General features: G+C 33.1%; 24 protein-coding genes. 5 read left to right on the forward strand and 19 right to left on the reverse strand.

What is annotated here, in order from left to right:
• Window positions 1-17: 17 nt before the first annotated feature.
• Window positions 18-803 carry a glucose 1-dehydrogenase gene (locus CD035_RS08030; RefSeq protein WP_048541078.1) on the forward strand — a complete coding sequence of 262 codons (786 nt, stop codon included), beginning with the start codon at window positions 18-20 and terminating at the stop codon, window positions 801-803.
• A 53-nt stretch (window positions 804-856) separates the two neighbouring features.
• Here CD035_RS08030 and CD035_RS08035 read toward each other — a convergent pair whose 3' ends face one another.
• Both CD035_RS08035 and ybaK read right to left on the reverse strand, forming a co-directional pair.
• Complete coding sequence (locus CD035_RS08035) at window positions 857-1768, reverse strand: AEC family transporter (protein ID WP_037589023.1); 912 nt, start codon at window positions 1766-1768, stop codon at window positions 857-859.
• Window positions 1769-1872: 104 nt separating this feature from the next.
• Window positions 1873-2355 carry a Cys-tRNA(Pro) deacylase gene (ybaK, locus tag CD035_RS08040; RefSeq protein ID WP_171992046.1) on the reverse strand — a complete coding sequence of 161 codons (483 nt, stop codon included), beginning with the start codon at window positions 2353-2355 and terminating at the stop codon, window positions 1873-1875.
• Between the two features lie 45 nt (window positions 2356-2400).
• On the opposite strand from ybaK, the gene CD035_RS08045 reads away from it, so the two are divergent.
• Both CD035_RS08045 and mspA read left to right on the forward strand, forming a co-directional pair.
• Window positions 2401-2568 (forward strand): SE1832 family protein, encoded by a 168-nt coding sequence (locus CD035_RS08045; RefSeq protein ID WP_088592203.1) that lies wholly within the window; start codon window positions 2401-2403, stop codon window positions 2566-2568.
• 15 nt (window positions 2569-2583) lie between these two features.
• Window positions 2584-2904 carry a membrane stabilizing protein MspA gene (mspA, locus tag CD035_RS08050; RefSeq protein ID WP_048541081.1) on the forward strand — a complete coding sequence of 107 codons (321 nt, stop codon included), beginning with the start codon at window positions 2584-2586 and terminating at the stop codon, window positions 2902-2904.
• Window positions 2905-2973: 69 nt separating this feature from the next.
• On the opposite strand, the gene CD035_RS08055 is transcribed toward mspA, so the two are convergent.
• From CD035_RS08055 to CD035_RS08080, 5 genes are all read right to left on the reverse strand, one after another.
• Entirely contained in the window at window positions 2974-4134 is a 1161-nt protein-coding gene (locus CD035_RS08055; RefSeq protein ID WP_048541083.1) for an aminotransferase class I/II-fold pyridoxal phosphate-dependent enzyme, read from the reverse strand.
• A 588-nt stretch (window positions 4135-4722) separates the two neighbouring features.
• Window positions 4723-7887 carry an efflux RND transporter permease subunit gene (locus CD035_RS08060; RefSeq protein ID WP_048541085.1) on the reverse strand — a complete coding sequence of 1055 codons (3165 nt, stop codon included), beginning with the start codon at window positions 7885-7887 and terminating at the stop codon, window positions 4723-4725.
• 125 nt (window positions 7888-8012) lie between these two features.
• On the reverse strand, window positions 8013-9263 hold the full coding sequence (locus CD035_RS08065) for a lipid II:glycine glycyltransferase FemX (RefSeq protein WP_048541317.1): 1251 nt from the start codon (window positions 9261-9263) through the stop codon (window positions 8013-8015).
• Window positions 9264-9629: 366 nt separating this feature from the next.
• Window positions 9630-10397: a VOC family protein gene (locus CD035_RS08075; protein WP_048541087.1), complete on the reverse strand. Its 768-nt coding sequence runs from the start codon at window positions 10395-10397 to the stop codon at window positions 9630-9632.
• A 17-nt stretch (window positions 10398-10414) separates the two neighbouring features.
• The gene (locus CD035_RS08080) at window positions 10415-11617 is read right to left on the reverse strand and encodes a multidrug effflux MFS transporter (RefSeq protein ID WP_048541089.1); all 1203 of its coding nucleotides are present in this window, start codon (window positions 11615-11617) and stop codon (window positions 10415-10417) included.
• A gap of 149 nt (window positions 11618-11766) precedes the next feature.
• On the opposite strand from CD035_RS08080, the gene CD035_RS08085 reads away from it, so the two are divergent.
• Complete coding sequence (locus CD035_RS08085; RefSeq protein WP_048541091.1) at window positions 11767-12807, forward strand: SDR family oxidoreductase; 1041 nt, start codon at window positions 11767-11769, stop codon at window positions 12805-12807.
• Between the two features lie 141 nt (window positions 12808-12948).
• Here CD035_RS08085 and moaA read toward each other — a convergent pair whose 3' ends face one another.
• From moaA to CD035_RS08115, 6 genes are read right to left on the reverse strand one after another with little or no spacing between them, the layout of a single operon-like run.
• Window positions 12949-13971, reverse strand: a complete 1023-nt coding sequence (gene moaA, locus CD035_RS08090; RefSeq protein ID WP_048541093.1) for a GTP 3',8-cyclase MoaA — start codon at window positions 13969-13971, stop codon at window positions 12949-12951.
• Between the two features lie 28 nt (window positions 13972-13999).
• The gene (gene mobA / locus CD035_RS08095) at window positions 14000-14590 is read right to left on the reverse strand and encodes a molybdenum cofactor guanylyltransferase MobA (RefSeq protein WP_048541095.1); all 591 of its coding nucleotides are present in this window, start codon (window positions 14588-14590) and stop codon (window positions 14000-14002) included.
• A gap of 7 nt (window positions 14591-14597) precedes the next feature.
• Window positions 14598-14831 (reverse strand): molybdopterin converting factor subunit 1, encoded by a 234-nt coding sequence (gene moaD / locus CD035_RS08100; RefSeq protein WP_048541098.1) that lies wholly within the window; start codon window positions 14829-14831, stop codon window positions 14598-14600.
• Window positions 14831-15280 carry a molybdenum cofactor biosynthesis protein MoaE gene (locus CD035_RS08105; protein WP_048541318.1) on the reverse strand — a complete coding sequence of 150 codons (450 nt, stop codon included), beginning with the start codon at window positions 15278-15280 and terminating at the stop codon, window positions 14831-14833. Before CD035_RS08105 ends, moaD begins: the two co-directional genes overlap by 1 nt.
• Before the next feature lie 8 nt (window positions 15281-15288).
• Window positions 15289-15747: a molybdopterin-guanine dinucleotide biosynthesis protein B gene (mobB, locus tag CD035_RS08110; protein WP_048541100.1), complete on the reverse strand. Its 459-nt coding sequence runs from the start codon at window positions 15745-15747 to the stop codon at window positions 15289-15291.
• On the reverse strand, window positions 15744-17003 hold the full coding sequence (locus CD035_RS08115; protein WP_048541102.1) for a molybdopterin molybdotransferase MoeA: 1260 nt from the start codon (window positions 17001-17003) through the stop codon (window positions 15744-15746). The genes mobB and CD035_RS08115 overlap by 4 nt, the downstream gene beginning before the upstream one ends.
• Before the next feature lie 67 nt (window positions 17004-17070).
• Here CD035_RS08115 and moaC point away from each other — a divergent pair, with 67 nt between their 5' ends.
• Window positions 17071-17550, forward strand: coding sequence for a cyclic pyranopterin monophosphate synthase MoaC (gene moaC, locus CD035_RS08120; RefSeq protein WP_048541103.1), 480 nt, complete (start codon window positions 17071-17073; stop codon window positions 17548-17550).
• Here moaC and CD035_RS08125 read toward each other — a convergent pair whose 3' ends face one another.
• The 6 genes from CD035_RS08125 to nreA form a co-directional block, all read right to left on the reverse strand.
• Window positions 17551-18051 (reverse strand): MogA/MoaB family molybdenum cofactor biosynthesis protein, encoded by a 501-nt coding sequence (locus CD035_RS08125; protein ID WP_048541105.1) that lies wholly within the window; start codon window positions 18049-18051, stop codon window positions 17551-17553.
• Window positions 18052-18062: 11 nt separating this feature from the next.
• A complete protein-coding gene (locus CD035_RS08130) occupies window positions 18063-19064 on the reverse strand; it encodes a ThiF family adenylyltransferase (RefSeq protein WP_048541106.1) in 1002 nt (333 codons plus the stop codon).
• 122 nt (window positions 19065-19186) lie between these two features.
• A complete protein-coding gene (locus CD035_RS08135; RefSeq protein ID WP_048541108.1) occupies window positions 19187-20347 on the reverse strand; it encodes a nitrate/nitrite transporter in 1161 nt (386 codons plus the stop codon).
• A gap of 206 nt (window positions 20348-20553) precedes the next feature.
• Complete coding sequence (nreC, locus tag CD035_RS08140; RefSeq protein ID WP_048541110.1) at window positions 20554-21207, reverse strand: nitrate respiration regulation response regulator NreC; 654 nt, start codon at window positions 21205-21207, stop codon at window positions 20554-20556.
• A gap of 16 nt (window positions 21208-21223) precedes the next feature.
• Window positions 21224-22258, reverse strand: a complete 1035-nt coding sequence (locus tag CD035_RS08145) for a sensor histidine kinase (RefSeq protein WP_048541111.1) — start codon at window positions 22256-22258, stop codon at window positions 21224-21226.
• Window positions 22255-22698 (reverse strand): nitrate respiration regulation accessory nitrate sensor NreA, encoded by a 444-nt coding sequence (gene nreA / locus CD035_RS08150; protein ID WP_048541113.1) that lies wholly within the window; start codon window positions 22696-22698, stop codon window positions 22255-22257. The genes CD035_RS08145 and nreA overlap by 4 nt, the downstream gene beginning before the upstream one ends.
• Between the last annotated feature and the right edge of the window lie 12 nt (window positions 22699-22710).

Below are 22710 nucleotides of genomic sequence, written 5' to 3' on the forward strand. Positions count from 1 at the left end.
AAATAGGAGTGTTTAATATGTATGAAGATTTAAAAGATAAAGTTGTGATTGTCACTGGAGGTAACAGTGGTATTGGTAAAGCAACTGCTGAACGATTTGGTAAAGAAGGATCAAAAGTTGTCATTGGATATTTAGATCACGTTGAAGAAGCTGAAAAAATCGTTCAATCTATTAAAAATTCTGGTGCTGACGCGGTTGCTATTAAAGCAGACGTTTCAGTAGAAGCAGATATCAAAAACTTGATTCAACAAACACATGAAACATTTGGTCGTATAGATGTGTTGATCAATAATGCTGGTTTCGAAAAACCAATTCCATCTCATGAAATGAGTTTAGAAGAATGGTCTAAAGTTATCGATATCAACTTAACAGGTGCTTTTATTGGTAGTAGAGAAGTCATTAATTACTACTTAGAGCATGATATTAAAGGTCAAATCATCAATACTGCAAGTGTGCACGATGTTATTCCTTGGCCAAACTACGTCAATTACGCAGCAAGTAAAGGCGGCTTAAAATTGATGATGGAAACTTTATCTATGGAATACGGTAAAAATGGTATAAGAATTAATAATGTTTCTCCAGGGGCTATTGTTACAGAACATACTCGCGAAAAATTCTCTGACCCAGCAACACGTGAAGAAACATTAGAAATGATTCCATTACATGAAATTGGTGAAGCGGATCAAGTTGCAAATATTAATGCATTCCTAGCTTCAGAACAAGCAAGTTACATTCACGGTACAACAATATATGTTGATGGCGGAATGACAAACTATCCTGCTTTCATGGGCGGTAAAGGTTAATATATAACAAAAAGCGTTTGGATGCGAAATCCAAACGCTTTTTTAATGTTTAATTAAACAAAGAAAAATTGATATACATATAATATGACGATTGATATGACAATACTTAAATTAGTAGCCATGCCGACTATAGGTAAGGTCTTATATTTAAATGTAATAGCATAAGACAATACTGAAACACCTATAGGTAATAACCAACCAATAAGTAACGTCGTTTTGATCATTGGATCATCAACAGGTAAGAAGAAATGAACAATTAAGCCCATTAATAAACCAAAGCCATAATGAAATGCTAAGTATTTAACAACAATTGGTAAGTATGCTTTTTCGATTTTAAAATTCAAGAATAAACCTAATAAGATCATGGATAATGGCATATTGGCATTTGCAATAATTTCAAAGAAATCTATCGCTTTATCAGGTACTTTAATGCTCATTATATTTAAGATAAACATAATCATATATGTCATAAGTGGTACGGTCTTTAATAAATTTAAACCCATTCGTTTAAAGTCAAACTGATCGCCACCATCATTGAAGTAACTACCAACAAAATAAGTTACACCAAACATAATGATAGCTGTACCAATGTCTAACATACCAAAGTATAATAAACCATTTTTAGGCCAAATTTGTGCGACTAATGGATATGCAAACAGTCCAATATTAACTGAAGCGGCCATCATGCCAACAGTACCTCTTATTTGATTATTATATTTTTTCTTGAATAACCATATGATTAGTAGCTTTGCTATAATGCCGTATAATAGCATTAATATAGGTAGCCATCCTAAAGATAAATCTAAATCAGATCCATTTAAATTTACAATCACTAATGAAGGCAAAGTAACATTTAGTACAAGTGTTGCAAGTACATTACCATCAGAAGCTTTAAAGAATTTAAGCTTCTTTAGAACGTATCCTAAAGCAATTAATAAAATAATCATTATAAATTTTTCTGTCACTTTATCACTTCTCTCATTAAACTCACATTTATCTATATTAACAACAGTTTAACTTCTATGCACACTTTTTGTTTGAAATATTAATAAATTATACTAAAATTAGTTTAGTTATATTTAATAATATCATCAAATCTTACATCAATGACTTTGGCTAAATCTGCTGGATCAAGTTCAATTTGATAACCACGTTTACCTGCACTTACGATAAACGTAGTTAATGGTTCTGCATTGATATCAATTACGGTTTGATATGTTTTTTTCATACCAATTGGAGAACAACCACCTCTGACATACCCTGTAACTTTGGTGAGTTGATCAAGTGGTAAGAGTTCTAATTTTTTCTGACCAACAGCTTTACTAGCTTTTTTCATATCAAGATGTTCAACGACTGGAATAACAAAAACGAAATATTCACGATTCCCATTTGTTAATACAAGCGTCTTATACACTTGATGTTCTGGTTTCTGAATTAATTGCGCAACTTCATGACCATCTAAATGATCTTTTCCTATTTTAAATTCATGAGTATGATAAAATATATTATATTGATCTAAGATGCGCATAGCATTGGTTTTTACTTTTTTCAATTTATCACCTACTTCATAGCTATTTTATAAAAAGGAGTGTTTAAAATGGATTTAAACCAACATCTTTCTGAACTTAAATATGATTACATACGTATACAAAATGACCTAGAAAAGAGAGAATCTACTGGTCAAGCAACCGACTTACTTGAAAAACAACTTGTCAAAATCGAAGAAGAAATCAGTAAAGTTCGCGCTCAACTTGATCAAGATTAACGAAAGGAAATGACTATGTTAATTCTCATACTTTTATTATTTACCATTATTTATCTTATTATTAGTTACTTAAGTATATATCAACTACATACGATGCTTACGCAAGCTTTAAGATTTATAATGGGGCTTATGCTTATTGTCTTTTTAGGCAGTATTGTATTTAGTTTTGCAATACAAACTTGGTGGATATTAGCTGTATTGGTTTGTCTCGTTATCAATGTTGAAATCACAGCATTTAAATATCGTATTAAAGACCAAAAAGCGATTCAACTACTCAATTATATGTCGATCTTTATATTAATCATATTTGCGATTTTATTATTTATAGTGTTTTAATACCCTAAAGCATATCATCAAAATCTCATTTATGTGAAAAAGCTGAGAATCATTATTTCTCAGCTCTTTTTATTTGTATAAGTGAGCTAGACCTTGTAACCTCTTAGCACCTTCCAATAGTTCATCATCACTTAACGCTAATGAGATTCTAACGTAATTTTGACCATTATCGCCAAACGGTATACCTGGTGCGACTAAAATAGACACCTCTTGTAATAAATATTCTACAAATGCTTCTCCATCATATTCTGGAGGTGTTTGTAACCAAAGGAATATACCACCTTTCATTGGCTCAAATGGTATACCTACTTCTCTTAATGACGCTTCAAATTGATCTCTTCTCGTCTTAAATATTTCGTTTTGTTTAATAAGAAAATCATCGCATTCATTTAATGCGACAGTACTCGCATCTTGTAATGCACCAAACATACCGGCATGTGTGTGCGTTTGATATTTCTTTAAAGCGGCAATCATTTCTTTGTTACCGACTGCAAAGCCTACCCTGTATCCAGACATGTTATACCCTTTCGATAAGGAAAATATTTCTACAGCTATTTCTTTAGCACCTTCCGATTGGAGAATACTTGGATTCTTCTGATCAAATCCAAAAGCACTATATGCAAAGTCATGTATAATATTTGTTTTCGTATCTTTAAATTTAGCAATCGTTTCATCAAAAAATTCAGTATTTGCAACAGATCCAGTTGGATTATTTGGATAAGTTAAGTAAATTAATTTTGTCTTATCTAAGATTTCAGGTTCTATCTCATCCCACTGTGGTAAGTATTGATGTTCAGGCGCTAATTCTAAAGAATATGGCTTAGCACGAGCAAGTAGAACACCTGCTAAATAATCTGTATAGCCTGGATTCGGTAATAACACATAGTCTTTAGGTTCTACGACACAGATCGGTAAACCTACCAAACCATTTTTTGTACCATATAAAATACAAACTTCCTCTTCTTTATCTAAATCCACATCATATTGTCTCTTATAAAAATCTACAATCGCTTGTTTAAACGTGTCTTTACCATGAAAAGCACCATATTTCTGGTTTTCTGGCTTTTGTACGGCATTTATAAATTCATCTACAATAACTTTTGGCGTCTCACCATCTGGGACACCAACTGCCATATTAATTAACGGTAACGGACCATGTTCAACCTTACGACCCATTGTCTTTCCAAAGTAACTGTCTGGTATCTCTGATAATAGTTTTGATATTGGCACAATAACGACTCCTCGAAATAAAATTCTTCAGACTATATTTTTGTATATGAATATATTTTATCAAAGTATGAAACACGAACAAGTATTTTCTTATTAAATTACTAAGAAATAAATCATAGTAGGCGTTTGGAATTGTTATTCTGGATGCTTATATTAGGATAGGCTGCCTTAGTTACAATTCCGCTGACTTTTGTTACTAACGGCCTCCTTAGTTACAATTCCCACGACTTTTGTTACTATAGGCGCTTTTAATTACAATTCCGTTGACTTTTGTTACTAACGGCCTCCTTAATTACAATTCCGCTGACTTTTGTTACTATGGATGTCCTTAGTTACAATTCCGCTGACTTTTGTTACTATGGAGCGCCTTAATTACACTTCCGACGACTTTTGTTACTATGACCGCCCTTAGTTACAATTCCCACGACTTTTGTTACTATAGGCGCTTTTAATTACACTTCCACCAACTTTTGTTACTAACGGCCTCCTTAGTTACAATTCCGACGACTTTTGTTACTAACAACACCAATATATATACAACATACAAAAAGCCCCTCCTTGTCTCATAGACATGGAGGGGTTAAACATCTATTCTATACGTTCTTTTGGTCTTTTAAATATTGCTCGTTTAAATTTCATAATGATTTCATATGAAATTGGCACAACTAATAGTGTTAATATCGTTGAAGAAATTAATCCTCCTATTACTGTAATTGCTAATGCTTTAGAAATAAGGACAGAACTTCCGCCACCAAATAATAGTGGTACTAATGCCCCGATTGTCGCAATAGCTGTCATTAAGATAGGTCTTAAACGCGTGCCTGCTGCTTCTATTAATGCTTCTCTTGTAGTCATGCCCGCTTCTTCCATATTAATTACTCTATCTATTAATACAATCGCATTCGTTACAACAATACCAATCAACATTAACATACCTATCATGCTTGGTACGGATATTGTTTCTTGTGTAATTAACAGTCCTGCAATTACACCAATGATAGATACTGGTAATGAGAATAATATTGCAAATGGTGCTAATCCACCTTTGAATGTTAATACGATTACTAAATATACGATTAGAATCGCTGCGCCCATCGCAAGCAACAATTGTTCTATTGCTTCGTTGATGTCGTCGTTTGTACCGCCAACATTCAATTCAACATCTGTTGGTGTATCAATTTTAGAAACTCTTTGATTAACATCTGTTGTCACTTTCGCAACATCGTCTGCAGTGATTTTAGCATCTACAGAAACAGAGATTTTGTCATTTTCTCTTGTGATTGTATCTGGTGAAGTTGTTTTCTTCAATGTCGCAATATCACTTAGTTTCACATCTTTACCTAATGGAGATGTAATCTTAGTATCTTCTAATTTCTTCTCTGACCAATCTGTTTTTTCTTTTTTAGTCAGTTTAACGTCGATAGATTTACCATCATCATTTAATTTAGTAACAACTTTTTCTTGTGTTGTTTGATTAAGCGTCATAGCAATTTGACCTGCAGAAAGTCCTAATTTGCTCGCTTTATTTTGATCAACTTTCACATCGTATTGCTCATAAGATTTAGAAAGGTTCGAACTTACATTTTCTACACCTTTAACTTTCTTCATTTCTTTCTCTACATCTTTAACTGTACCTTCTATTGCGTCAGTTGATGGACCTGATACTTTTACAGATACTTCGTTCGCTGTACCACCAGTAGAGAAATCTTGTTGTTTCCATTCACCTTTATGATTGAATTTACCGATATGGTCCATAACTTCTTTACCGACATTATCCCAGTTAGGTGTATCTTTATCGTATTTAACCATTAAAGCCATGTCATTTTTGGCAGAAGGATTAAATGGATTTTCTCCGCCTACGCTATATTGAACAAAATCTACGTTTTTATCTTTTGATAAATATTTCTCAGCTTGTTCACCGTTTTTAACAACTTGATCTTCTTTTTCACCTGGTGAAGGTTTATAAGTCAGTGCTAACATTTTATCTTCGCCTGTATCGATAAATGATTTACCAATATAAGGCGTGAATACAAGTGCAATACTTGCGATAACAAGCACAATACTTAGTACGATAACGAGCCATTTATGATTTAAATTCCATTTTAAAATGCCTTTGTATTTATTCGCTAACCAATGTCCTCTTTCTTTTTTAGCTTTCTTAATACCATTTCTAAAGAAAATGTGTGAAAGTACTGGCACAATTGTTAATGCTATAAGTAGTGAAGCTAATAAGCTAAATGCTACTGCTAAAGCAAATGGTCTAAACATTTCTCCAATTTGTCCAGTTACAAAAGCTAACGGTAAGAATACGACAATTGTAACGATTGTTGAAGACATGATTGGTATAAACATTTCTTTCGTCGCACTTGTAATCAGTTTACTACCTTTCAGTTCTTCACCTTTATCCGACATACGTCGATAAATATTCTCTATTACAACAATGGAGTCATCAATAACACGTCCAATTGCGACTGTTAATGCCCCTAAAGTTAAGATATTTAATGAAACATCCATCGCTTTTAGACCAATGAGTGCCATTAATAATGACATTGGAATAGATACCATCGCGATAATAGTTGATTTAATATCTCTTAAGAAGAACATAATGATAATAACTGCAACGATAGAACCGATTAAAGCTTTCTCAACCATCGTCGATACTGAGTCTTTAATTGTTGATGCTGTTTCCATCAATTGCACAGATTCTATGTTTTTATGATCTTTCTTATAAGCTTCGAGTTCTTTGTCTACATTATCAACGACATCTACTAAATTGGCATCTGTAGATTTCGTTACTTGAAGAGCTAAAGCATCTTTACCGTTTGTCTTAGAAATTGAATCTCGTTTCTTCTCTTGTTTAACATCTGCGATATCAGATAATTTTACAGATGGGATACTTTGAGATGCACTGCTATCATTTGATTCGGAGCCTTCTTGAGCTTGTTGTGCTTGCTGGCCTTGTTGTGATTGACTTGCAACACTTTGTTGACCACCACTTGAAGCACCACCTGTCATAGGTATTTCTAAGTCTTTCAGCGCTTTAATTGAAGTAAATCTTCCATCTACGACAATTGATTTCAAATCATCACCAAATGTATATAAACCTAAAGGTGATTCTTTCGTAGCACCGTCGATATATTGAAGCACTTCATCCTCACTCATACCACGTTTCGTTAATTCATTTTGGTCAAATTCTAAATTTACTTCTTCTAACGTTTGACCAGACAATGATACATTTTGAACGCCGTCTACTTTTTCAAGTTTAGGTATTAAATCTGATTGCATTTGTTTTGTTACTTTTTCAAGATTATCATCTTTATCAGATATTGAATAACTCACAACTGGGAATGAATACATAGACATTCTACTCATATCTGGGTCTTGAACTCCGTCAGGTAAATCTAACGCTTCTAATTTCTTTCTTAATTCAGTCTCAGCTTCATCCATGTCTGTTTGATATGTATATTCTAATGTAATTGCTGAAGCATTTTCTAAAGACTGACTTGTTACATTTTGTACGCCTTCTAAATTTTGAACTTCTTTTTCAACTGGTTCTGTTACATTTTCTAGTACACTTTCAGGTGTTGCACCAGGATATGGTGTCGTAATAGTAATAACAGGAGTTGTAATATCCGGTAATAACTCTAGTTTCATTTTGAACGCTGAATATATGCCGCCAAGCAAAATAATAATCGTCATAAGCAAAATAGCAAATTTATTATTCAGCGAGAACTTGATCATTTTTTGAACCACTCAATTTCCCCCTAATTTATGATTTGTAAGTAATTGTATAATAATTTAATGTTGAAACAAACCTTATACATAAAGAAAGCACTAAAATTTTAATAATTTAAAGTTTTAGTGCCTTAATCTTATGTCTAGTTTCTTTTGATTTTCTTTTCGATTTTTCTTTTATATGTGACTACTGCCGGTTTTACTTTCTCGATTGCAGTATAAAGTGGTTTATTTAATACATAATCAAATTCACCGATTTTCTCACTTAAATAAGTGCCCCAAACTCTCTTGAATGCCCATAATCCATAATGTTCATGGTCTTGGTCAGGGTTATTATCCGTACCACCGAAGTCGAACTTAGTAGCGCCTTTCTCTTTAGCAAAGCGCATCATTTCAATAATCATGCGGTGATTCGGTAAAAATTCACGATATTCATTTGATGACGCACCATATAAATAATATGATTTCTTACCTGAGAAGATTAAGATACCGCCAGATAAATACACGCCATCTGGTTTTTTACTTTTTAATTCTTCCATTTCTTGAATACGTTTTTCAAAGTTACCTAGTTTTTCATCAGCATCATTTAACTGATTAACGACTTTCTTAGTTTGTCTTCTATTTGCTAATTTTTCTTTTTCTTCTAATAGTGCATCACGTTCTTTAAATAAGTCTTTTAAGACTGTATCTGGCACGACTTTGACTAAGAATAATTCACAATCCCCATCTGGATGTAAATGATCATAAATATTCTCAAAGTATGAAACATCTCTTGTTAAGAAATTATCTCTCTCGCCTGTTTCTTCCATGATTTTCGCAAAGATTTTCAAGTCGTCACGGTTACCGATGACTAATTCAGTACCTCTTTTTAGAGAGTTTCTAACACGTGAACGGTTTCGTTTATCAAAGCTTTGCATTAAGTCTTCTTCAGGTTGATCGATTTTTGTGATCATCGTCATTCTAGGTTGGATATATTTCTTACTTAATCCATCTTCAAAACCTTTATGTTCAAATCCTAATGAAGTTAAATATTCAAGAACACCTTCAGATTGATCCACTTCTATATCTGGGTCAATTTTAATGGCATAACTTTTCTCATTACGTGCGATTTCTTTAGATAATTCAAAAAGTACTTTAACAGATGTTTCGTCTTTATAATCAACAACAAAACCTCTAGATATGTAACATAATGTATATGGTAGCTTTGGCACTTTCTTAAATAAAAGTTGTGCTACACCTGTTATTTTTTCACCATCGCCCACTGCTATACGACGAGAATACCAACCTGTAAGCTTTTTGGATTCTGCCCACTTTGTAAGTTGCAACATATCACCATTTGGATGTTGCTTTACAAATTCATCATGTTGCTCATGAGTGATATTCATTTTCTTTATCGTCATTTATAAATCTCCTTTTTATCAATTCGTCTTTTAATTATACAATGAAACGTACTATAATTTCACGCAAAAGACCAATATTTGTTATACTTGTCATATAAAACATACAGTTAGGATTGAAATATATGAGACAACTTGTTCTAACGCTTTTTATTATTATAAATATCATACTGATTGCGGTCAGTCTAAATTTTGATAGCACGATTAATTATTTAAGCTATCGTATCATAACTGTTGCCTTCACCTTGCTACTAAGCATCGTCTTTATTCTCGAAAACGCACGCAAATCTATATTATTTATAGCCATTATAAGCGCCTTGATTGCACTCGTGAATTTAAGTATTATTATTCAAAGTGTCTATCTCAATGTTTATGCGAATTAGCTTTGAATTCGTAACACGCGCCTTTATATAAAATGCGCGTGTCTTTTTTTATATTTGTTGATGAGAGTGATAATGTTGTGTATTTCTCTTCTGCATCCTCTATAAGTTTAATGACAACATCATCTTCTTTAAAGCCTAACTTAACATCATCTTCGCTTTTCTCAATCTCTTTCAATCCATACCATGATTGCCAATTTTGACTAGATTCTTGAAGATTACCGACTTGAATCGTCACTTCATCAATTGATAAGTTATAATGAAAATTATCTTCTAATGAAGCTTCTCTTTCTTCATCACTTTCGCCCCACTGAATGATGAATGGTAAATTTAACTCTTGCTTATCATCTAAATATAGTAATTGCCATTGTATCGTTGTGCCGTCCTGTTTCGTTCTCGACATTTCAATTGGACCTATAATATCTAAATCAAATTGCTCTAGATGAGTCTTAACGCTATCGATATTTTGTGTTCTAAGACAGATCCTTTTAAATCCTTCTTGTACATGCTCATCTTTAAACGTATTCGCAAAGCTTAATCTACCTTCTTCCGTTTGAGCATATGAACGCGCTAAAGCTGCATCAAAGACATCAATCCACTCTATATAATGTAAATCTATATAACTTAATTGATTGTACGTTCCTAATTGTGTATGTTTACCACCTTGGATGGCTTGAATATATTGATGTGGAAATTCAATTGATTCTATACCGTCTACGTAATGAATAATATGATCAAATTTTAAATTCATGTACATACCTCCTACTTTTAAGCTGCTCTTTTAAACACTTTACTATTAATGAAGAATAAAATAATCAGCAATATTGAAACGATAATAATCGTAAGGACATATGGATATACTTCGTGTTCTCCTTTTATACCCACTAACGGTGAAACGATACCACCGAATAGAAATTGAGATAGTCCTAATAAACTTGCCGCACTTCCAGCGCCACCTTTATTGTTAGCCATCGCAATAGAAAAACCAGTCGTACCAATTGCAGATACTGGACTAACGAGTATGAAGAATCCAATCATTAATATCCAAATGGATAATCCATTCATCAATGTGATTGAAACGATAATCACACCTATAATTTGAATCATTCCGAATAAACGCATAAGTACATGTTCGTCATAATAGTCGACTAATTTATTAATAATTTGACCTGATAATATTAATCCAAAACCATTAAAAGCAAACATACAACTAAAAGCTAATGGTGAAATATGATAGACAGATTGCGTTATGAATGATGAAGCGGATATATAACTAAATAACAATGCGTATGTACATCCTTGTATAAATAAAGGCATTAAAAATTTTGGACTTTTGAGTAAATTTTTAAAGTCTGTTAGCACTTCACTGATTCTACCTGATGAACGTTCTGCTTCTGATAATGATTCTGTTAATTTTAATGAAGATAAACTAAACATAATAAAGCCGAATATCGTTAGTAAAATAAAGACCACTTTCCAAGTTGAAAATGATAATATAATACCACCCAATACAGGTGCTAAAATAGGCGCAACACCATTAACAAGCATTAATATCGCTAAGAATTTCGTTAAAGCTTTACCTTTATATAAATCACTGGAAATTGCCCGGGAAATAACTGCGCCTGCCCCACCAGTAAAACCTTGTACAAATCGTAATGCCATCATGACGTATATATTAGGTGCAAATACGCATAATATTGAAGCAACTGTATAAACAATTAATGCAACCATGAGTGGTCGCTTACGCCCTATAAAGTCAGATAGTGGCCCGACAAATACTTGTCCAACTGCTAAACCAACCATAAAGAGTGTGAGCGTTAATTGCGTGTTTGACGTTGTTGTATCAAAATCACGACTAATTTCTGGTAATGCTGGTAAATACATATCTATTGAAAATGGTCCAAATGCGGTTAATAAACCGAGAATCACGATTAAAAATAATGAAGGCTTAGCCATCTTTTGTTCGTTCATGAAATACGCTCCTTTTATATCTATTACCTAATATTATTGCTTAACAATTTTCAAATAGCAATGTTATATGTGAACACTTATTAAAATACTTTACTTTCAGATAGTCATCATTCAAAATATAGTCAGAAACTTAGAATCGGAGTGGAAACATGAACATTTTTTTAACAGGTGCTACGGGATTTGTAGGTGCAGAGTTAATACAATCACTTGCAAAAGATGCACAAAAGCAATTTTATGTATTATACAGGAGTGAGCAGAAGAAAGATCAATTGCTCAATAAATTAAATCCATCGTATCATTCAAGAATTCACTTTATTAATGGAGACATTACAGAAGTATTATGTGGTGTGTCTGAAGGTGATATTGAAACGATACCTCAAATAGATAAATTTTATCATTTAGCTGCACTCGTCAAATTTAATTTCGAACTTGCAGATGATCTTTATCAAATCAATTATATCGGCACACAACATGCTTTGGATTTAGCAGAACATATACAAACAAAGCATTTTTTATATGTATCAACAGCCTATACAGTTGGTGAGCAAGAACGTGGTAATGAAGTACTGCATTCAATCGATTCACCAACAAATAATCCTTATGAAGCGACTAAAATTAGAGCTGAACATATTGTGATGCAAAATAAAACAATGGCAACTTCAATTATTCGTCCTGCCATTATAATAGGTGATTCCGTAACAGGCGAAGCTGATTCAAACTTCACATTGTACGGCTTTATGAAAGCATTAAAAGTCTTCAAAAGACGTGTAGAAAAAAAGAAAGATCATGCAATATATAGACTATTTGGAGATGCAAGTCATACGTCGAATTTCGTACCAGTTGATTATGTTGTACAAGTACTCACAGTAGCATGTGATTATGCAGAAAACCATAAAATTTATCACGCAACCAATCAGAACCCACCATCAAATGACTTTATATTTGAGACAATCAAGAAACACTTAAACTTCCATCAATTAGAAGTTGCTCCAATGAGTGAGATAAACACAATAACAGATGAAGAAAGAGTACTGAATAGTTTTATCGATGTATTTGCACCTTACTTCTCTAAATCTATCAAATTTAATGATGAGAATACTGAAGAAATGCTCAAAAAAGCAAACGAACAGACACTCGTACTTTCAAAAGAAACATTGGATATGATTATCGGAAAATATTTTATGAAATAGTAAAACAAGCTAGGACAATCGTTTTGTCCTAGCTTGTTTTAGTTGTATTAGAATGCTGTAACTTCCACTATTTCGAATTGTGGTAGTTAGATGGGCGCTCATTTAGAGACATTTCTCAGAATTCTGTCCCTAACTTTTAATCTAACCACCTATATAGTTCATATTAATTTTATTTTTCTTTCGTCTAGCTACAGTAGCTGCTGTTCGTTCATCTGAGTATCTGTCATCTCTTATATTCCATAAATACTTTAATATGGTTAATAATTCTTCGTCCGTCTTACCGCTTCTTAGCTCTGATTTTATATCATAGCCATTCTTTTCAGCAAATAAGCAACCATAAAATTTACCATCAGATGAAATTCTTGCTCGTGTACATGATGAACAAAACGATGCTGATACACTCGTGATCAAACCAAATTGTGCGCCATTATCTTTATGGCGATAGTATGTTGCAACTTCTCCAAAATAATTGGCTTCTACTGGTTCTACATCATAGGCTGAAGAAATGATATTTAACATTTCTTTCTTAGTGACGACTTTATCAAAATTCCACCCATTATCATTACCTACATCCATAAATTCTATAAATCTTACGATAATGTTTTTCTCTTTAAAATGCTCAACAAGTGGTAGTATTTCTTGGTCGTTCACCCCTTTTTGGATTACGACATTCACTTTAACTTTTAAACCTATGCTCACTGCATAATCTATTTGATCGAGTATTTGAGAAGCGGATATTTGACGATTATTAATCGATTTAAATAATTCATCATCCATTGCATCTATACTTACATTCACTCTACGTAGTCCTGCATTGTATAAATTCAATCCATGTTTTTTTAACAACATACCATTTGTTGTTAGTCCGATGTCTTCAATACCTTCTATTTTGTTCAAAGCTTCTACAAGCTCATATAGATTTCGTCTTAGAAGCGGCTCTCCGCCTGTAATTCTAATTTTCTTTACACCAAGTGTGCTGTATAACTTAGATAATCTCGTAATTTCTTCAAAACTCAACAATTCTTCTTTAGGTAAGAAGACGTAATCATCTCCAAAAATTTCTTTTGGCATACAGTAATCACAGCGAAAATTACATCGGTCGGTAACGGATATTCTTAAATCTCTAATTGGTCTTCCTAATTTATCTTTGATAGGTTGATGCATCGTAACGCCCCCTCTACCTATACAATCGTTAAGACTCTGCTTTTTCTAAATCTTCAATGTAATTTATGTTTTGGTACCAATTAGTTGAATCTTTCACATTTGATACATCTAACCATTGTGAAGGTTTCTTTTCGTATATTTCTTTCATTCTAAAGGCTTCATGGTCTAACGCTTCTTTAATGTCCGCTTCGACACGATGACTATAAAATGCTAACGTCGGCATTTTTTTACCATTTGCTTCGTATCCAGCAATATCTAGCTGTTCTTCCATTACACGCGAAATAAAAAATTGATACAAATGACTAATCGCTTTTTCGGTAATTTTAGGTGTATCGCAAGCAATCACAAAATAACATTCCGAATCATGTTTTTGCATCACGCTATATATCCCACCTAAAGGACCATTATTTTTGTACTTTGATAAATCTACGACAACATCATGGTGATTGAATGAATCTTTCAATTCTTCACTCGTACTAATCACAACTTTTTCAAATAAATTCGTTTGATTTAAAGTTTGAATGATTTTTTCATAAAAAACTTCTCCATTAATTGTCGCTAACGCTTTTGGTGAACCAAATCTACTGGACTTACCGCCAGCTAGAACTATTGCTATCATTTTCTCTTTACCCTCCACTAACTGGTGGAATCAATGCAACAACATCTTGGTCTGTTATAACACTTGAATCTTGCACGAATTCCTCATTTACAGCAACTTGAAAAGTTTCATCCTTTAACTCTGGATGCTTCTCAACTAAATATTGCTTAAAGTTTAACACAGAGTAGTCTTGGTTAAGAGTTATTTGCTCTTCATTTATGTTTATTATTTCTTTTAAATGAGCAAAATACAATACTTTCATTATTCACCCTCCATTTGAATAGAAGAATGGTACTGTTTTTGACTGCCTTGCCATTCTTCACCATCTTCCCATATTTCTTTTTTCCAGATTGGTACGATTTCTTTAATCCTTTCAATTGCATATTCATTCGCCTTATAAGCATCTTGTCTATGCGGTGAAGATACACTGATGACAACAGCTATATCTGATATTTGTAATTCACCAACTCTATGTGCAATTGCAACTATTGTACCTGGCCATTTTTCTTTAATTTCATCACCTATTTGAGCTAATTTCTTCTCTGCCATTGGGATGTAAGCCTCATAAGCTAAGTACTCCGTTTTAATGCCTTTTGTCCATTCTCTGACATGTCCTGTAAAGACAACGACTGCACCTTGCTTTTCATTGAGTGTCCAGTTTCTGTATTGTTCAGGATTTATTGGATCATTGACGATTTCAAATTGTTTCACTTCAACACCTACTTTTTCAACCAATTTTCAAACCAAACTATAAAGTCTTTCTTTTCTTCAAGATTAAACGCATCAAACTGATATACGATATTTTGTAGCGTTTGTTCCAAATCTTCAGATTGCTTCGTTAAAAGTACTTTTGGAAAATGATCATGCTTAAATCCTTCAATTAGTAGTACATCAGGCTCAATAGACAAATCTTCATCTATTATTTGCTGTAATGACTTCTCCTCAAATGTTACTCTCTCTATTAACTGTTTACCCAATACGATACTTTCTTTAGCACCGCTATTTATAAACTTTAAACTGTCTACTTCTTTATGATTTAAAGAAATTTCGTCTGCACCATGCCCATGATGTTTAATTGTAGATACTGTTAATTGCTGACTGCGACATTCTTTAATTAATTCATTTATTAATGTTGTTTTACCACTATTTTTATAGCCAACTATTTGTAATATCTTCATAGTGTTAATTGACTTTCATATGACTGATGATCCGTTAATAGAACTTTCACATCGTCATCTTTTTGATAGCCTCTTGTTCCACCAGGTAAAATAATCATACCATTACTTTTAGCAATCGCTACAACCGCATTAGATTTATTAAATCCTGATGGTTCAGCATAAACACCTTGTGAAGTGAATGATAATTTACCTCTTATAAATCTCGTAAATGGGTTAGCTTTTTTAAAGTCTTCATTCAACTTCGCGTCTATTATGACCGGGTATATAGCATCTGCAGACATCATTTTTAGAATGGTTGGCTTAGTAAACAAATGAAATCCTGAGTAACAAGCTGATGGATTACCCGATAAACCAAACAACAACTTCTCACCTTTGCAAGCAACCGTTGTTACGCTACCAGGTCTCATTTGCACTTTATTAAAGAATACTGTTGCACCAATTGCATCATACACTTTCGGTAAATAGTCGAAGTCTCCTACTGATACGCCACCAGTTGTAATCACGATATCATGTTGTGACATTGCTTTTTCAACAATATCAATGCAACCTTGTAAGTTATCTTCTTGAATTTTGTATGTAGTAGCTTCGATATCAACTTCTTTACATAACGATTCAATCATAGGACCATTTGAATTTCTAATCTGTCCTGGTTCTAATGGCTCATTTGGTCCAACTAACTCGCTACCTGTTGCTATGACTGCAACGGTTGGCTTCTTGGATACTTTAACAGTTTCGTAGCCAAATGTTGCCAACACTGCAATAACTCCACTATTAATACGTTGACCTTTATGTAAGACGTATTCATTTTCTTTACATTCTTCTCCTTGAAACGCGACATTTTCACCTTCCGTAAATGGTTTACGAATGGTAAATCCTGTTTCTGTTTCCACTGTTTGTTCAAACATTACAACTGCATCTGCACCTTCAGGTATAGGTGCGCCAGTCATAATACGTACCGCTTCTCCACTATTTAAAGTCACATTTGAAGCTGTTCCAGCACCGATATGATCTACAACTTTAAATGATATTCTATTATCTCCTGATGCCCCTTTAGAATCAGCGCTTTTAATTGCAAACCCATCGTAAGGTGATTTATTAAATCGAGGAATATCATAAGTTGCTTGAATATCTTCAGCAAGTATATAGTTTAAACTTTCATTTATTGATACTGTTTCTGTCTCTAACTGCTTTACTACTTTAATAACACGTTCAATTGCTTCTTTTACTGGTATAGGTGTTCTCATTTCAACTGTCAATTGTCTACACTCCCTATCAATTTATTTAAACTTACATGTTATAATATCTTTAGAAAGGATGATGATTTTGTCTGAATTTACACATTTTAACGAGCAAGGCCATGCAAAAATGGTCGATGTCTCAGATAAAGAAACAAGCACACGTATCGCAATTGCAAACTCAAGTATTAAAGTAAATCAAACAATCTATGATCAAATAAAAAATGCAACAAATAAAAAAGGCGATGTACTTGGCACAGCACAAATTGCAGGCATTATGGCTGCTAAGAATACAAGCCAATTGATACCTATGTGTCACCCACTTCAATTAACAGGCATCGATATCTCTTACGAATGGGATAAAGATCAACCATACACAATCAACATTTCAGCAACCGTTAAGACGAAAGGTCAAACGGGTGTAGAAATGGAAGCTTTAACTGCTGCAAGTGTTACAGCTTTAACAATATATGATATGTGTAAAGCCGTTGATAAAGGCATGGTTATTGGTGAAACATATTTATCTTATAAGACTGGTGGCAAAAATGGCGACTTCAAACGCCAATAGTTATTTATTAAGCTCATGTACTAAATGATTCAATTCTTTAGTTATGAGCTTTTCCATTGCTAATTTAACTGCACCTGTAGAACCCGGTATTGAAATAATAACTTGATGCCCTACTGTACCTGCAATTGCTCTAGAAAGTATCGCTCTCGTACCTACATCTTCTGTATAACTTAAATATCTAAATATCTCACCGAATCCTTCAATTTCTTTATCTAGTAAAGGCTTAATCGCCTCGATCGTAACATCTCTTTGACTAATACCTGTACCGCCAGTTGTAATAATGGCGTCAACATCATTATTAAGCCACTCATTTACTTGTGTTTGAATTTCAGTGACATCATCTTTAACAATTTGGTAATGGCCTTCTTTAATTTCAACATTGAGATCTTTCAAATATTGTTGAACAAGTTGTCCACCTTTATCTGTTTCTTTCTTTCTCGTATCACTTACGGTTAAAACTGCCACATTTATAAGACGATCTATTCTATTAACTACACTCATCGATTTAACTCCTATCCAAACATATTCTCAACAAACTGTCTGCCTTCTTCTACAGAATCCAAATCATGAATTAATAACCTACCATTATTAAATGCTACGACACGATGGTCATCGTATAAATACTGAATCATATACGCATTAGAACGATGCAATAATCCATTTTGAGCAACAAACTTTTCAATAGCTGGTCGATTAAGCTTCTCGTTTATATATTGAACAGTATGACGACCACATAATTCAGTTAGTTGTTTGTCTGAATTTGATAATTTTGAATAAGTTGGTTCTGCTCCACAAGTCTCACAATAGTCTTGTTTCATTTGTTCAAATCCAAATGATTGATGTTCACCGAACCAAACGTCACCGTACGTAATTTTAGGTGTAAATGAATAACCAGCCAATATTTTAAGTGCATCTGCAACTTGTAAACTTGCTGCCATTGTTACTGCTGGATTTATCACGCCTACTGTGTCACAAGTTCGGTTAATCACTGGCAATTGTGGTAATACACAGTTCAAGCAAGGTGTTTCTTTAGGCACAAAAGTCGCTTGAACATAAGTAGATTCTAAGCATGCGCCATATATCCACGGAATATTCATCTTGTACGCAAAATCATTAATAATTTGTCTCGTATTAAAATTATCTGTCGCATCAATAATAATGTTTGAATAACGCGCTACTTCATGTAATAACTTTGCATCACATTGCGCAATATAAGATTTTATTGTAATATCTTCACGAATTTTCATTAAATGTCTTTCTGCAGCTACAACTTTAGGTAGCATTTCTTTAATATCATTCTCTATAAATAATGTTTGTCTTTGTAAGTTTGACGATTCAACATAATCTCGATCAATAATATTGAGTCTCTGTATCCCCGACCTAGTCAACTGTTCAGCAACATGCGTACCAAGTGCACCCATGCCTACAATTGTGACACTCGCTTGTTCAATTCTTTCTTGACCTTGTTCTCCAATTTTATCGAATAAAATTTGACGAGAATAACGTTCGTTCATTTATATCAACCTTTCACGAATCTCTTTAACTCTATTATAAAGTTAAACGCTTTTATCCTCAATTAATTGTAAGGCTGAGACAATACATTGTCCCAGCCTTCTTAATTTTTAAAGACAAACAACTATAGATACTTTCTTTCTATTTTAGTCATATGCATCATTGTGATAAGTGCAATCACACCAAATATAGCAAGCATAAAGAATGCTAAATGATTTGAACCAGTCAAACTCGTTACTAACGTTATAATTAATGGTGGGAAAAAGCCTCCGAGTCCACCCATCATAGATACAATTCCGTTTACAACACCCGCTTCTTTTGTGAAGTATGTTGGTACAAGTTTAAATACAATTCCATTACCAATACCTGCACAAACACTTACCGTCAAACATCCAATTGTAAACAAGATGAGATGATGTGATATTGAAAGTACGATTGCACCTGCTATTAAACCGATAAAGAATACTTTCAATACGTTTAAAGCATTAAATTTATCTCCTAACATACCACCTATTGGTCTAAGTAATGTTGCGATTGCAATAAAGATACCTGTTCTAATACCAGCATCTACTTTATCAATTTCAAAATGACTCACTAAAAAGTTTGGCAAGAACAAACCAAATGCAACAAATGCACCAAACGTAATAAAATACCAGAAACTAAAATAGTAAAGTTTATAGTTATTGATAACTTGTTTCGTTTGTGAAATCATTGGAATTTTGACTTTATGTTCTTCCTTATCTCCAAAGATAAACATTAATACTGCGAAGATAAGTAATACGATTAAATAAAGTTGAACAGTATGTTGCCATCCGATAATGCTTGCTATTGGAGGCGCTAAAAATGATGATACGGCTGTCCCTAAATTACCCATTCCATAAATACCATTCGCAAAACCATGTTTTTCTTTTGGAAAATATTTAGGAATAGATGTAACACCTACTGAAAAGATTGCACCACCAAGACCAATAAAGAATCCTGCAACCATCAATCCTGTAGTTGAATGTGCTTGACTTAAATAAAATACTGGAAACAATAAAATAATAAAACTCACTAAAAATACCAATCTAGAACCTAACAAGTTCGTATAATAGCCAATCGGTATTCTTAATATTGATCCTAAAATAACGGGGATTGCTAAAATAATAGCTTTCTGACCTTCTTCAACACTTATATCTTGTGTAATATAAGGCATTAAAGGTGCGAGTATACTCCAAACCATAAATCCTGCCATTAAACTAAAGGTTTGGAGTGGTAGTTGAACTTTTCCTAAGTTATTTCTCATGTTTTTCACCCTTCGAAATTAATCTTTATGTATAATCTTTCCAATATTATTGTAGGTCATTTGTGAAAAAGTGCACATAAGGATATCCCCTTATTGAAACATGGAAAATCCCTATATTCATTTATAAATTCAATACACTAAAAAAACATAAAAAGACCTGATAAATTGAGGCTTTTGAGCCAAAAATTTATCAGGTCAATTTCATTTTAGAAGTCCAATAATTTTTTCTTCATAGCATATTCAACTAATTCTGGGCGCGATTTTAAACCAAGTTTATCCATAATTCTCGCTTTATGTGCTTCAATCGTTTTGACAGAAACAAATAATTTCTCCGCGATTTCTTTATTACCATAGCCCTTTGCAATTAAAGGTAAGATTTCTAGTTCTCTTTGAGATAATATTTTAAATGGATCAGAAGTACTTTGATCACTGTTATCTTGATGATTAAAAAGTTCATTCACAAGTGAACTTGTGACTTTAGAATCAATATACATATCGCCTCTATATATTGTTCTTACAGCATGTATTAATTCTTCATCTGGTGCATTTTTCAAGATATATCCTTTAGCACCACTTCTTAATACATGAAATAAATATTCTTCATCATCATACATTGTTAATATTAATATTTTAGTTTGCTTAAAGTCATCTGATATTTTACCAGTTGCGATTAATCCCGATTCACCAGGTGGCATACTTAAATCCATGATCAATACATCTGGTGAATGTTTTGCAACCATTTGATATGCTTCTATACCATCTGCAGCTGTCGCAACAACTTCCATGTCTTCTTGATAATTTAAAATCATTGAAAAGCCTGTTCTCACCACTGCATGATCATCTGCTATTACGATGTTCATATATACCACCCACCATTTATGCTATTGGTACATTCAATTTAATATTTGTACCTTTTTTAAGTTTACTTTCGATATTGATTTTACCGCCAACGATTTCAGCTCGTTCTTTCATACCATATATACCTAGTCCTGAACCTTTTGGCTGACTACCTAATACAAATCCATTCCCTTGGTCAGCAATTTCAACTTCTATTTCATTTCCATCACAAGACATATGTACATCAACACTATCCACATTAGCATACTTTAATGCATTAAACACTGCTTCTTGTACAATTCTATATACGACCGTTTCTATTTCCGTATTAAAACGTTTAATAGACGAATCATAATGATAGTGAACATGGAAACCGAAATTTTTCTCAAGCTGTTTAAAATATGACTTGAATGCTGCGTCTAATCCAAGATCATCTAATGATGAAGGTCTTAGTTCTAAAGATAAGTTTCTAATATCATCGATTAATCGAGACATTAACGTTTCAATATGTTGAGATTGTTGCTTCAATTCGTCAATATCATTCTGATATTTCAATAATCTAAGTTCAACACTGACATTAAGCAATTCTTGAACAACACCATCGTGTAATTCTCTAGAAATTCTTTTACGCTCGTTTTCTTGTGCGGATATTGTTTTTTGGATCATCGTTTGCTGATGTAATTTCTGTTGTCTTTCAATTTGTGGTGATACATTTTGTAATGTATATACTTTAACATCGTCTTCTTGACTAATCGTTTGATAAGTCGCTGTAAAAGGTTCAACAGTCCCGCTATTCGTCTGCATAAACACTTGAAAGCTTGTGTTGCCAATCTTTGAAGACTCTAAAAAGCAGTCTCTACATGATTGTAAGGCATATTCATTTGAATAACCTTCACACCTACTACAAATGGCATGTGTCAATGATGATTGATTGTCTTCAGAGATTACTTTTCGGGCAGCTTCATTCATATTAATAACCTGTCCTTTACTATTTAAAAACACAATCATTTCGCTCGTTTTTTCATAGTATTGTTTTAATATATCCATCAATATTGAAGCATCTTCTGAACTCATACATTCATCATGTCCTTTCCATAAAATGGTCCAAAGCGATTAAAATCATTCATATCTATTTCAGGAAATCGTTTTTCATCACGTTGTCCGAGCAAGAGTACACCACAAACTCGGTATTTTTTCCATAATGGAATCGCAAGCAATGATGTTAATTGTTCACTTTGTACGATCGGATAGTTAAAGGGGTGATCATGATAGGGACTTTCTTTCAAATCATGAATTTTAACAGGTTTCCCACTTTTGATAACAATTCCTGCTATTCCTCTTCCGCTTCTTAATACGATGTTTTGATATCTATGATTTAAATTTCCAGATACATACTGCCATTTTATATGAAAGTGAGCAGCGTTTTCAGAAGTCATTGCTAATCCGACAAAATCAACACCATAAGTACTACGAATAAGATCCAACTGTACCTGAAAATCAAAATCATTAGACATTTTAAACACCTC

The sequence above is a fragment of the Mammaliicoccus sciuri genome (genome assembly GCF_002901825.1).
GTDB lineage: Bacteria > Bacillota > Bacilli > Staphylococcales > Staphylococcaceae > Mammaliicoccus > Mammaliicoccus sciuri.